The organism is Mesorhizobium sp. M0019, from assembly GCF_040323975.1.
Lineage (GTDB): Bacteria > Pseudomonadota > Alphaproteobacteria > Rhizobiales > Rhizobiaceae > Mesorhizobium.
In genome coordinates this window covers 1-11722 of sequence record NZ_JAMYVK010000092.1, presented here as the reverse complement: position 1 = coordinate 11722, position 11722 = coordinate 1, and the positions used below count along the sequence as shown (strand labels likewise).

11 protein-coding genes and 3 pseudogenes are annotated in these 11722 nt (G+C 60.8%); 6 read left to right on the top strand and 8 right to left on the bottom strand.

Annotated elements, in window-relative coordinates:
- Together NKK47_RS34005 and NKK47_RS34000 are read right to left on the bottom strand one after the other, a co-directional pair.
- Positions 1-195 (bottom strand): hypothetical protein (locus NKK47_RS34005; RefSeq protein ID WP_352579793.1); only part of this gene is annotated, 195 nt, incomplete at its 3' end.
- Positions 192-833: a Tn3 family transposase gene (locus NKK47_RS34000; protein ID WP_352579795.1), complete on the bottom strand. Its 642-nt coding sequence runs from the start codon at positions 831-833 to the stop codon at positions 192-194. The genes NKK47_RS34000 and NKK47_RS34005, both read right to left, overlap by 4 nt.
- Positions 834-931: 98 nt before the next feature.
- Between NKK47_RS34000 and NKK47_RS33995 the strand changes: the two are divergent.
- Positions 932-1773: pseudogene (locus NKK47_RS33995) on the top strand (IS5 family transposase).
- A 58-nt stretch (positions 1774-1831) separates the two neighbouring features.
- On the opposite strand, the pseudogene NKK47_RS33990 reads toward NKK47_RS33995, so the two are convergent.
- Positions 1832-2157, bottom strand: a pseudogene (locus NKK47_RS33990) (DUF1348 family protein); the annotation flags it as partial.
- A gap of 177 nt (positions 2158-2334) precedes the next feature.
- Here NKK47_RS33990 and NKK47_RS33985 point away from each other — a divergent pair.
- The 5 genes from NKK47_RS33985 to NKK47_RS33965 all read left to right on the top strand — a co-directional run bounded on the left by NKK47_RS33985 (position 2335) and on the right by NKK47_RS33965 (position 6618).
- Positions 2335-2883 carry a response regulator transcription factor gene (locus NKK47_RS33985; RefSeq protein ID WP_352579792.1) on the top strand — a complete coding sequence of 183 codons (549 nt, stop codon included), beginning with the start codon at positions 2335-2337 and terminating at the stop codon, positions 2881-2883.
- A 130-nt stretch (positions 2884-3013) separates the two neighbouring features.
- A complete protein-coding gene (locus NKK47_RS33980; RefSeq protein ID WP_352579791.1) occupies positions 3014-3619 on the top strand; it encodes a sensor histidine kinase in 606 nt (201 codons plus the stop codon).
- Positions 3511-3876 (top strand): ATP-binding protein, encoded by a 366-nt coding sequence (locus NKK47_RS33975; RefSeq protein ID WP_352579790.1) that lies wholly within the window; start codon positions 3511-3513, stop codon positions 3874-3876. The genes NKK47_RS33980 and NKK47_RS33975 overlap by 109 nt, the downstream gene beginning before the upstream one ends.
- Before the next feature lie 118 nt (positions 3877-3994).
- Positions 3995-5965 carry a PAS domain-containing sensor histidine kinase gene (locus tag NKK47_RS33970; RefSeq protein WP_352579789.1) on the top strand — a complete coding sequence of 657 codons (1971 nt, stop codon included), beginning with the start codon at positions 3995-3997 and terminating at the stop codon, positions 5963-5965.
- The gene (locus tag NKK47_RS33965; protein ID WP_352579788.1) at positions 5962-6618 is read left to right on the top strand and encodes a response regulator transcription factor; all 657 of its coding nucleotides are present in this window, start codon (positions 5962-5964) and stop codon (positions 6616-6618) included. The genes NKK47_RS33970 and NKK47_RS33965 overlap by 4 nt, the downstream gene beginning before the upstream one ends.
- Positions 6619-6644: 26 nt before the next feature.
- Here NKK47_RS33965 and NKK47_RS33960 read toward each other — a convergent pair whose 3' ends face one another.
- From NKK47_RS33960 to NKK47_RS33935, 5 genes and pseudogenes are all read right to left on the bottom strand, one after another.
- Positions 6645-7160: a sigma-70 family RNA polymerase sigma factor gene (locus NKK47_RS33960; RefSeq protein WP_352579787.1), complete on the bottom strand. Its 516-nt coding sequence runs from the start codon at positions 7158-7160 to the stop codon at positions 6645-6647.
- Between the two features lie 759 nt (positions 7161-7919).
- Positions 7920-8312: a nuclease-related domain-containing protein gene (locus NKK47_RS33955; protein WP_352579786.1), complete on the bottom strand. Its 393-nt coding sequence runs from the start codon at positions 8310-8312 to the stop codon at positions 7920-7922.
- Between the two features lie 668 nt (positions 8313-8980).
- Positions 8981-9334, bottom strand: coding sequence for an undecaprenyl-diphosphate phosphatase (locus tag NKK47_RS33950; RefSeq protein WP_352579794.1), 354 nt, complete (start codon positions 9332-9334; stop codon positions 8981-8983).
- Positions 9335-9371: 37 nt separating this feature from the next.
- The gene (locus NKK47_RS33945) at positions 9372-10547 is read right to left on the bottom strand and encodes a tetratricopeptide repeat protein (RefSeq protein ID WP_352579785.1); all 1176 of its coding nucleotides are present in this window, start codon (positions 10545-10547) and stop codon (positions 9372-9374) included.
- A 411-nt stretch (positions 10548-10958) separates the two neighbouring features.
- Positions 10959-11600 (bottom strand): annotated as a pseudogene (locus tag NKK47_RS33935) (amino acid ABC transporter permease).
- Between the last annotated feature and the right edge of the window lie 122 nt (positions 11601-11722).

Below are 11722 nucleotides of genomic sequence, written 5' to 3'. Positions count from 1 at the left end.
CTCATCACGGAACGCCACGATCATCTCTTCAGTGGTCCGAATATTGGAAAGCGCTGCCAGCACCGTTTCAGACATTCTCATCTCCTTCCGATCATGCCCGAAGAATCGCATGGAAGGCCCCAGAAAACAAGGATATTGCTGTCTTTGGTTGATAAAGGCGTCCTGCGCTAAGGTCGAACAAACGATGAACGTCATGCGGCTCGGAGGATCCTTCCTGGAAGTCGCAGGGATCTGAAGCCTTCGGGCATTTCCTGCTCGGCATCCCACGAATAGATGCCGGTGAGGTTGATGTGCTCCCAACTGAGCGGCGAGACGTGTTTGAGCAGATCGTCGGGAATATTTCGGCCCTGCTGGCGCAGATGGGTCGTGGCCCGGCTGATATAGACGGTGTTCCAATGCACGATGGCGCTGACAACGAGGTTGAGGCCAGAGGCGCGGAATGCCTGACTGTCAAAAGAGCGATCCCGGATTTCACCGCGCTCATGGAAGAACACGGCGCGCTTGAGCTTGTGGGCAGCTTCGCCCTTGTTGAGGCCTGCTTGGCATCGCCGGCGCAATGCCGGGCTCGAATACCACTCGATCATGAACAGGGTTCGCTCGATGCGGCCGAGCTCGCGGAGCGCCTTCGCCAGGTCGCTCGATTTCAATGAGGCAGACAGCCGTTTGAGGATCGTCGAGGGAGAGACGGTGCGCGTCGTGATCGAGGCGGCCAGGCGCAACAGATCGTCCCAGTGCTCCAGGATGAGAGCGGTATTGATCGGTGCGCCGATATGGTTGGCCAGCGCCGGATAGGAATCGGCCTTCTCGGGGTCGGAACAAGAGCAGTTCGAAATCGTACGTTAAGGTCGAACGGAGCGGCGTTGGTGCATGGATCGATTTTAGGGATTTGCCGGTAGGCGGGTGGGATCGCAAATGAGACGATTTTCGCCTAATGCCTTTCAAACACAATGCCACCCGCCGTCACCGAATACCGAAGATGAAATACAAGGTGACGAACTGGCCACAGTACGAGGCAGGCCTGCGGCGGCGGGGCAGCCTGACGAAGGGTTGATGGTCTCGCTGCTCGATCTGATGGGCCTTGATCTGCCTGCTCCCGATCATACGACACTGAGCCGCAGGGCACAGAGATGGGCGCCGCGGCTCCGCCGGCAGAGCGATCCAGCGGATGGCCCGCTGCACGTGCTGATCGATAGCACCGGTTTGAAAGTGTTCGGGGCCGGCCAATGGCTGGAAGACAAGCACGGCGCCAGATCGCGGCGCGCCTGGCGCAAGCTGCATCTGGCTCTGGACGCGGATAACGGTGAGATCATCGCCCACAGGCTGACCGATCAGGACGACGGCGATCCCGCCCAGGTGGAGCCGCTGCTTGATCAGATCGACGCAGAGATCGGTCAATTCACAGCCGACGGAGCCTATGATGGCAGCCCCACCTACAGTGCCGTCCTGCAACACAGCGCCACCGCACGGATTGTTATTCCGCCGCGGGTCACGGCGACAGAAGCGGGCGGTACTGGGCCGCCCGATCAAAGAGATCGCCATATCAGAGCAATCGCAAATGTTGGTCGGCTGAAATGGCAGGCTGCCACGGGCTACGGAAAGCGCGCTTTGATCGAAACGGCCATCGGGCGCTACAAGGGGCTGATCGGCCGACGTCTGCGGGCCCGCTCCTTTGCCGCCCAGCAGGCGGAGGTTGCCATCGGTTGTGGTGTTCTCAACCGCATGCTCGCCTGTGCACGCCCGGAGTCCGTTCGTTGCACGGTAAGCAGGGCATAGACGAAGGCATCAAAGACCCCATTGCGCCGCAGCCAGCATCCGTGCACCAAGGCAGATCGAACTCCCAGTTCTCGTTGCCGTAGGCGCGAAACCAGTTGCCGCTGTCATCGTGGTATTCGTAGGCGAAGCGAACGGCGATGCGGTTGTCTCTGAAGGTCCACAGTTCCTTGATCAGCCCGTAGTCGAGCTCGTGTGCCCATTTGCGCGTGAGGAACGCGACGATGGCTTCACGACCAACGATGAACTCGGCGCGATTGCGCCACCGGCTGTCCTCTGTGTAAGCGAGCGCGACCCTGGATCGCGGCTGTTCCAGCCGTCCTCCGCTAGCCGGACCTTCTCTATTGCAGTCTGTTCGGCGAATGGTGGGAGAGGTGGGCGTGGCATAGTGGTAGTTCCTGGCAGGATGGATCTGGAATTGGAGGCGGCGGTCCCCGCCATCGCCGCGTCTGTGCGAACGGCGTCGGAACATCTGATGCAGCTGGCGACGGGTTTCAAGATTTTGACGAACATCAGTCCGCAACGCACCGCGGGATTGCGCACTGTCTTGCAAGTCGTCGCCACATGGGCGGGCATTCGTCACCCGAAAAGTCCACTACGCAAACCACTGTATGGTTACGATTCACGCATGACATTTGTACTTTAGTCGCCAGAAATCACGTCGCTGGAAACGACCAAAATCTTTGGAAGGACGTAGAGGTGTCACACATCCCGACGATCGCCATCGTTGATGACGACGAGGCGGTCCGCGCGTCCACCGCCAATCTGATACGTTCCCTCGGCTTGCGTGCTGACGCGTTCGCGTCCGGCGAAGAACTGCTGCGTTCATACCGTATCGATGACACCTGCTGCGTCATTACCGACGTGCAGATGCCGGGAATGACCGGTCTCGAGCTGCAGCGCTTGCTGCTGGCCCGCTGCCGCACGATGCCGGTCATCTTCATCACCGCCTATCCCGAAGAGCGTACCCGTCGCGACGCCCTTGCCGGTGGCGCGGTCGGCTTCTTCAGCAAGCCCTTCGACGGCAATGCGTTGATCGATTGTATCGAGAATGCGTTGAACGGATCAGGCGGGGGCAAGCCAACGCCGTGGCACCGATCCAAATACACATAGTCACGCTGCCGTTCTTTTTTGGGAAGATTGCAGCCGATTTCCGCTGTTGAATCCGAGGGCAGGTAGACTGATCGACAACTTGTGCCTGTGCCACAAAAGAGGTGCGAATGGAGCATGACGACGATGCATCATGGAATATGGAACGACGACGCGCGGGCTTTTCCGGCAGCCCAAGGCAGGGACAGCAGCGTCAAATCAACCGCTCCGTCCGGCGCGCAAAACGGCCGCAAGACGCGTGAGCAAAACACTCCATTCCGAGGGGCGCGACAGCTGGCAATTGCGGCGCGCCAGCGACATGTTCATCGTCGGACAGATGGCTGGCGGGATCGCGCACGATTTCAACAACCGCCTTCAAGCGGTCATGGGTATGCTGGGTGTCATGAGAGCGCGGTTAGAACAAGGCCGGGCGGCCGAGTGCGACGCGCTTGCTGACGCGGCCCAGAATTCCTTGCTTCAGGCCGAGCATTTAGCTCATCGGCTATTGCGTTTCGCGCGAGCCGACGAAGCTGTACGAAGCATGATCGACCTCAACGATGCCATCGCCTCCGTGGAGGTCGTGCTGAAATGCCTGGCCGGACCTCGCACTGACGTCAGGATGGAGTTGGGAGCCGGACGAATGCTTGCGTTTTGCGACGGCCATCAGCTCGAAAGTGTCTTGTTCAATCTCGTCGTCAACGCGCGCGACGCGATGCCCGACGCGGCCGGATATGCATCGAGACATGTCATGCCGAACTGACCGCCGAGACACTCGGCCTGAAACGCGGGCACTACGTCTGCGTGAGCGTCAGCGACACCGGTTGCGGGATGACGAAGGAGGTGGTCAGCCGTGCCTTCGACCCGTTCTTTACGACGAAGCCACCTGGAAAAAGTACCGGACTGGGGCTTCCAATGGTCAAGGCGTTTATCGACCAGTCGCTAGGCTATGTCGACGCACAAAGCGTGGAAGGCCTCGGGACAACGATTGCGGTCCATCTGCCGAGCGCCAGCGCATGAGCTCCGCCGCTCGACGGCCGGCGTGATGCTGACGCGGTGTTTGCGTAGCGAACCAGCCCCCGCGAAAAGCGGCCTCGATGCCGGACGACAGCCGAGGGTCGCGACGACGTGTCGCCCCATGGCTGGCGCGCAGCCCATTTTACGTGCCGAAAATAGCACTATGTCATCGCAGTGTGGCGAATCCGAAATTCGCACCACGTTCCGCAGCAGCAGGAATTCAGATCCACCACACCAGGACCTGCCGCGTTGGGAACCGTGCGAGGCCTGCCAAATGCAACGAACACCGACAATGATGCGGTCGCACACGCCCATGTATCCCATTGCTGCCTTTGCCGTGGCCGCGGCCATCTTTTTCATCGACACCTTCTCATCTCTCGACAGTGGGGCAATCGCAGTCGCATACGTCGTGGTGGTTTTGATGTCCGCCAATTTCTTCAGCGGCAAACGCTTGCTGGCGGTCGGCGTGTTCTGTGCGATCCTGACGCTGGGCAGTTTTGCGGTCGTCCACGGAGACTCCTCGGAAAGCGATCCTATCGTCCGTTGCCTGATCAGCCTCTTTGCGATCGCCATCACGACGTTCCTTGCGCTGAAGAACCAGCAGGCGACGCGTGACCTGCGTGACCAGGCCGCACTTCTGGAGCTGACCCATGACGCGATAATCGTTCGCGACAGCGACGACGTCATCACGTTCTGGAACGCAGGCGCCGAAGAAGAGTATGGCTGGACGAGCGAGCAGGCCGTCGGTCGTCGAGTGACAGAGCTGCTGAAGACGAAGTTCCCGGACACGCCAAGGCACATTGCGGTGCAGCTCCATGCCGCAGATCGCTGGGAGGGGGAGCTTACGCACACGACGCGCGATGGCGCCGAGGTCGTGGTTGCGAGCCGGTGGTCGCTTCAGCGGGACGAACGCGGCCGCCCCGGCGCCACGATGGAGATCAACAACGACATCACCGACCGCAAGCAGGCGGACGAGAAACTGCGCCAGGCCGAGCAGGAATTGCAGCGGGCGATCGACACCATACCCGACATGGTCTGGAGCGCATCCGCGGCGGATGGATCGATGGTTCTGGTCAACGCGCGCTGGTCGGACCTGGGCTGGACGGTTGCCGAGGGCCAATGGCAGTCCGTCGTGCATCCCGACGATGCGCAGCGGCTCGAAGCCGAATGGTCGAGGTCGCTGGCGACCGGGGAACCTTTCGAAGCCGTATGCCGCGTGCGCTCGGCGGGAAGCGAATATCGTTGGCTGTTGTCGCGCGCAGCGCCATTGCGCGATGAGAGCGGCCGAATTCTGCGCTGGTACGGCGTCAACACCGACATCGAGGATCGGCGTCGGGCAGAAGACGCGCTGCACAAGGCGCAGGCCGAGCTTGCACACGTGACGCGGGTGACCACGCTCGGAGAACTGACGGCCTCCATCGCGCACGAGGTCAATCAGCCTCTGGCCGCGGTCGTGACCAATGGAGATGCGTGCCTGCGCTGGCTGCAGCGGGACGTGCCCGATCTCGACGAGGTGCGCAGCTCGGTCGAGGGAATGATCAGCGATGCCCGCAGGGCAAGCCAGGTGGTGGCGCGCCTGCGCGCTTTGGTCCGCAAGGGCGATGCCAGGCAGGCCAGGTTGAACATAAACGAAATAGTCGACGATGTGCTTCTGCTCGTCGAGCGTGAATTGGTCGAGCAGCGGGTTGCTCTGCGACTTGATCTGGAGCCCTCGGCGCCGCCTGTTCTTGGTGACCGTGTCCAGTTGCAGCAGGTGATCATCAATCTGGTGATGAACGCCATCCAGGCGATGTCGGGCGTTACCGACCGATCGCGGGTTCTGTCCATCAGGTCCAGCAGTCGAGCGCCTGATAGGGAGGACCGGTCCACGATCGTCGAGGTCCGGGACACCGGGGTGGGAATCGACCCGACCTCGATGGCCCAGCTCTTCACCGCATTCCATACGACCAAGGCTGACGGCATGGGGATGGGGCTGTCGATCTGCCGGTCGATCGTCGAGGCGCATGGGGGCCGCATTTCCGTCGTGCCGGACCTGGAACGCGGCGCCTGTTTCGTCGTCAGTCTACCCATCATCGAGGAGTCGCTATCGTGACAGCCGTTTTCGATCCAGGCCGAATCTCGGCCGCCGCTTCGTCGTCGATCGTCTATGTCATCGACGATGACGCCGCCCTGAGAGACGCCTTGAGCAGCCTGTTCAGGTCTGTGCGTCTGCAGGTCGAGCTGTTTGCCTCCGCCCGCGAAGTCCTGCAAGGCAAACTGCCGGCAACGCCAAGCTGCCTCGTGCTGGATATTCGCCTGCCCGGCGCCAGCGGTCTCGACTTTCAGGCTCAACTTGCGGAGGCGGGCATTCACATGCCGATCGTGTTCATGACCGGGCACGGCGATATCCCGATGTCGGTGCGCGCAATGAAGGCCGGAGCGGTCGATTTTCTGACCAAGCCGTTCCGCGACCAGGCCATGCTCGATGCGGTCTTCGCCGCGCTTGAGAGCGACCGCAAGAGGCTGGAATCCGACCAGGCGGCGGCGGCCGTATCGGCCCTCTATCAAACGCTGACTCCTCGCGAAAAGGAGGTCATGTTGTTCGTCACCAAAGGCCTCATGAACAAGCAGATCGCTGGCGAGATGGGTCTGAGCGAGATCACGGTCAAGATCCATCGCGGCCATGTCATGCGCAAGATGGAAGTCCGAACCTTGGCCGACCTTGTACGGATTGCCGAACGATTGAGTCTTCGCACCGCAACGTGATAGCGCCATCGGGGCAACTGCCCCGGCTATTTTTCGACCGCCTCGGTCACGCTGCGCGCTACGTCATCGAGGATCGAGCGCAGCTCCTCTCTGCCCCTGGCGATCCGCGACGCCAGTGTGCCCGCCCCGATGCCGAGCGCGTTCGCGGCATCGGCATAGGAAAGGCCTTCGACCGCGACGAGCGCGAGTGCCGAGCGCCATTCGGGGCGGAGCTGCTGAAGCGCCAAAAGCACCTCCCGCGAAGCGAGCTTGTCGACCTGCGGTGGCGGCGTTGCGATCGCATCTATTGCCTTCGGCATTGCTGTCACTGCCTGGACATGGCGTTTGGCGCGCCGCGACTGGTCCACGAACAGATGGTGCATGATCGTGAGCAGCCAGCGGTGCGGCGAGTCACCGATCGCCCAGCTTTCCATTCTCGACAGCGCCCGTTCGAGGCTGTCCTGCACGAGATCGTCGGCGGCATCGCGGTCGCGAAGCAGCGCGCGTGCATAACGGCGCAGCCGTGGAATCTCCTCGACGATCGCCTGCCTGAGCTCGTCCATGCGCTTGGCTGCCTACTCGGCATTAGGCGAAGATCGTCTCATTTGCGATCCCACCGCCTACCGGCAAATCCCTAAAATCGATCCATGCACCAACGCCCGGCGGCAGCGTAGAGCCCCACTCGCAGCCCTGGGATGTCGGTGCGGCTGATGTGGCGATCTCGTCTCCCATCGTCGATCTGTGACCGTGGCTCAGCCTCCAATTGACGGAGCAAGCGGCTGTCTGGGGTGAATGGCGAAGGAGGTGTCCACCGAGCCCACGATCCGGTTCTCTCCCACCACGTTGTCATACCACGACGGCGAGAATGCGAGGATGATCAGGGCACAAATGATAAGGATGACGACAACACTGCGCATTTCAGCCCCTGCTCGCTGATCACAAACCTCGACAACAGAGACGGTTGCAACGAGCGAGGGGTAGTCTCCGGCTGCTGTGAGCGTCTCGCCAAACTGCAGAGCTCATTGTTTTGATACCGCATCGGCCAGGTCTCGGAGCCTGGGGCAAGATGTTGCGGTCGATGCGGGGGTTCATATGATGCGCGAATTCTCGGATGGCAGACATTGCAGAGCCCATGGCGTCCAAGGGAAGCTCGGATGGAACCCGCGGCGTGGACGGTCAACCCACCTAGAAAATCCCGGGCCAGCCGTCAGTCGCTTGATCGTTTCTGCCGACAGCTTACCGGTGCCAGCCAGAATTGATTGTATCGGCTTTGCGTCGGCTTGCATGTTTATGCTCTGAACGGCGATTTCACTTTGCGGAAATTATCGCCCCACAAATCCGGAGATGTGCGAATAGTCCTGGCCCGGCCACTTGGCGGTCTCCAAATCCGAAGCCAGTTCGGCACGATAGGCGCAGATTTGCATGAAGGGGTTTGCGTAGCTCCCGCCTTTCACCTTGACGCCGTCCTGGTTCACCCAGGGAAGGTTTGGACCAATCGTGATGACCCCACCCCAGTCCTTGAAGTCGACAATGGTGATGGCATGGCTCTTGAGCACGAGCGCATCGATCTGACCACTGTCGTACTCGACGTTGCCTATGACCCGAACGTCGTCGGTGTTTTGAGTGTAGAGCTCAACCGCATGACAAAGCCGGTCGAATGCCCTGTTTTCGTGGGTATTTCGGAAGGGACGGCCCCGGAAGAATTGTCTCGCCATAACTCTGTGCCCTGAATTTCTTGTCGCCGACCGGTACAGCAAACCGACGAACTGGGGAAACGAGTTTTGACCGTTACCACATGCCGGCTGGTCTCCAACGGACGACGCCCGGTACATAGGTTATCGCCTGTCCCCTTTTGCTGACTCAGGCTGGATCAAAGCAATGCGCAACGGCCGCGAAAATTCGCTTCCGCGCTTCATTTCTGGCGCGAGTCTATGTCCGCTCAGGGCCAGCAAGCAGATTCGAAGACAACGCAGATCTCTAACGGGTCAAGATTTTCCGTGGAGCCGTCGCGTGGGAAGGCCTGCAACTGGCCACAGCTGAAGCGCACAGTGCACAAAGGGGGCGGGCCGAAGTTCTCCTCTGGCGCGAAGCGGAAGCGAGTTTCGGCGGCCAATGGCAGGAAGTTTCATCCGTGTAGGCCACTGAGCAACACAAGCAACGCTGACCGCCGTCGCGCACGTAGCCAGATAGGATATACCTCAATGCGCTCTGGCTCAGAAATCGGCAAGCGGATAGCCCCATAGGCTGGGTCAGAAATACGCCGCAGCAACCGCCATGGTTGCGGTGGTCGCGAAACTGCCTATTGTGGGACGGTGCAAAAATCAGGCGCAAAACAGTCGCTTTAATCCGGACTTATGCGAAAACCGGGCGGCCGGAACCGACGCTAAGCGGAAGCTCGCTTGCTCCGGGTCAATTCACCGCTATGACCCGAGCAAGACCTCTGACCATCGCATGGCGACTGACCGCTTCGCACCTCATCTCGGTCGTTCGAGGTCTCTTGGGGCTGTCCCGAAAGCTGCCGGTAGGAGATGGGCGTACTGTGCGCGAGTGGTGACCTTGGTTGCGCAAAGAGGCTGCCCATTGGCTTGGGGCAAGCGAACCCGCCGCCGGAGACGGTCGGCATCGCCAAAAGCAGCGCAAAACGAGCCGACAGTGGACGGTCGAAGCCGAAAAGCCGGCGGCCCGTCATCGTGATGCCGGACCCGCTGACGCCGGGGACGATTGCTAAGCACTGCAGAGAAAGGCGATTGTCTTGCGCATGATGGCTGTAGAGTTCAAGGCGCTATCTTCGAAGCAACTTCCCAAAGCGCCCAGGCTTTGCGGCGCGGGTCCTGCACCGCCTGCGTAAATCGCAGCGCTTCGGACGGCTTGCCCGTTTCCGCAAGCGCGGCGGCGGCGAACGTGATAAGCGTTTCCTTGTCGTAGTCGTTCGTCGCAGAATCGATGAAGGTTTGCGCAACCGGCAGGTAGCCGGACAAGGTCAGCGCTCGAACCAGGCCATTGGCCATACGGTCGCGGTTGAAGTTGGCAGGGTCGTCGCGCATCGCCTTCTCGATGACCGCGAAGACTTCCGGCTGGCGGGCATGTTCCGCAACGTTGATGAAGGCATAGGCCCGGTCGGACGCAGGAAGTGTCTGTGCAAGATCGATTGCCTTTTGCCACTGCCCCGTGGCAGCCAGCGCATAGATCACCTCCAGCGCGATGTAGGGGTAGTCGTCGGGCGGCACCTGCGCCAATGAGACAAGGACCGCGTCGGCAGCCGCTTTGTCCTTCGTTTTCGTCGCAATGTAGGCCTTGCGGCGAATGGCGCTGGGATCGGATGAGGTCAGGTAAGGCAGCATCGGTTTGGCGCGCTCGGTCTCGCCGCCGAAATAGAGCGTTTCCGCAGCCGCCCCGGCCAACTCCTCCTGCTCGGTCTCTGGCACGTCGCCCAGATGCTTCACCGCTTCCGCCGCACGGCCGGCGCGCAAATGGCCGAGCACCTGCCAATAGCCAAGCTGGAACGGATCCGGCGGTGGCTGGATGGCTTTCAGCAAGGCGGCGAGTCTTTCCTCGCGGCCCAGTTCAACAAGGACCGGGCCGATGACGAAGGCATATTTCGTCTCCGACGTTTCGAGGCGTGAAAGGGTCGCTTGCAGATCGGCCAGACGGTCGGCGCGGGCAAAAGCGGCGATCAGGTCGGCTGACGCGATCGAGTCCGTCTTCTTCAACTGGGCGGCGAATTCGAGCGCCAGAACGAGTCGCCCGGCGCGAGACGCTGCCTCGACCATGCCACCGTAGGGCAAGTTCTCAGTCGTCAGCGGTGCCGCAGTGCGGATCGCGTCCGCAGCCATGTCGAGCGCGCAGGATTGTGTCGGCTTGGCCTGGCACATGAGCGCGGGCAGGCTTTCCTGGGCTACGCCGGCGCTGGGCGCGGCAAGCAGCAGAGCGGCAAGAACTAAACGACGCATCGAATGCCTCCGGAAAGTGCGCTTTCACCGCATTGGGCTTTGGCCCGACTGGATTGCGCGCGACGATACACCTAAGCAGAGATTCGTTGGTTGGCCAACGGATCGCGGTTTCGTTCTGAATTCAAGGCAGCGACGGCGTGATTCAGGGAAAGCATCTTCGATTCCGTTCAAGGCATGACCGCACATGCCCGCACCAAGGCGCATCAGGATAGCCGACTGAAGCTTGAAGGCAGGGCTAAGACGCCCCGACTTGAACGCATGCGCATCGGCGACCGTAGCCGCGAATGCACTCGCCAGCAGCGGGCCGGCGCCTGGGATCTCCATCAACCTGCGACAAAGCTCGGTCTCACGCGCACTAGTCCGAACCCGCGATCGTTCTCGAGGATCTGTTCCTTCACGACGATTCTACCCTTAGGTCCGTACTCTAAGGGCTGCCTCCATTCTGTCGGCGATATGTGTGACAATGTAGGCAATCACCATGTAGATCACGACGGCAATCACAAAGGCTTCGAGGTAGTAGAAATTCAGCGCGGCGGTCAACTGGGACTGTGCAAAGATATCAACAACCTCGATAGCAAATCCAAGAGAAAGCGCCTTCATGATCACCATGAACGAGTTGGCGAGGTCCGGAATTGCTGCGACGATCACCTGGGGAAACAGGATTCGTCGGAACAGTTGGCTTCGTTTGTAGCCCAACGAGTAGGCTGCGTCTGCCTGGCCGGTGTCGAAGGAATTCAAAGCGCCCTTCACAACTTCCGCCTAAAACGCGGCAACGCAAGCGGTCAACGCGATGACGAGCGTGACCCAGTTCGGCGTTGCGTGACCGTTGAACTCTATCCCGACTAACGAGGCCAAGAACTGGAGGGTCGGCGGGAGCCCGTAGTATGCAAGGAAGATCACGATCACCATCGGCACGCCCTTGAAGGCGACCTTGTACGCCACGACGAATTCCCGCAGCACGGGTATCCGCCGATATTCGATCAGCGCAAACAGGCTGCCGATGATCGTGGAGAAGACAGAGATCGCCAGCGCCATCGCGAGCGTCACGGGCACTTTCGGACAAAATCCTGAACGACTGCTTCGCGCCCGAGGACGAAGCCGCTCGCGCGGCACTGGCGCCCCGTGGCGAGGGTGCAGCAATGATCTGAACGCCGTGCATTTGTAGGTTTGCGGTC

Bases quoted from the DNA above. Each gene is read 5' to 3' on its own strand.
- NKK47_RS33945 (WP_352579785.1), bottom strand. From the start codon at position 10,547: ATGCGTCGTTTAGTTCTTGCCGCTCTGCTGCTTGCCGCGCCCAGCGCC.
- NKK47_RS33960 (WP_352579787.1), bottom strand. From the start codon at position 7,160: ATGGACGAGCTCAGGCAGGCGATCGTCGAGGAGATTCCACGGCTGCGC.
- NKK47_RS33985 (WP_352579792.1), top strand. From the start codon at position 2,335: ATGGGCGGGCATTCGTCACCCGAAAAGTCCACTACGCAAACCACTGTA.
- NKK47_RS33955 (WP_352579786.1), bottom strand. From the start codon at position 8,312: ATGGCGAGACAATTCTTCCGGGGCCGTCCCTTCCGAAATACCCACGAA.
- NKK47_RS33980 (WP_352579791.1), top strand. From the start codon at position 3,014: ATGGAATATGGAACGACGACGCGCGGGCTTTTCCGGCAGCCCAAGGCA.
- NKK47_RS33970 (WP_352579789.1), top strand. From the start codon at position 3,995: ATGGCTGGCGCGCAGCCCATTTTACGTGCCGAAAATAGCACTATGTCA.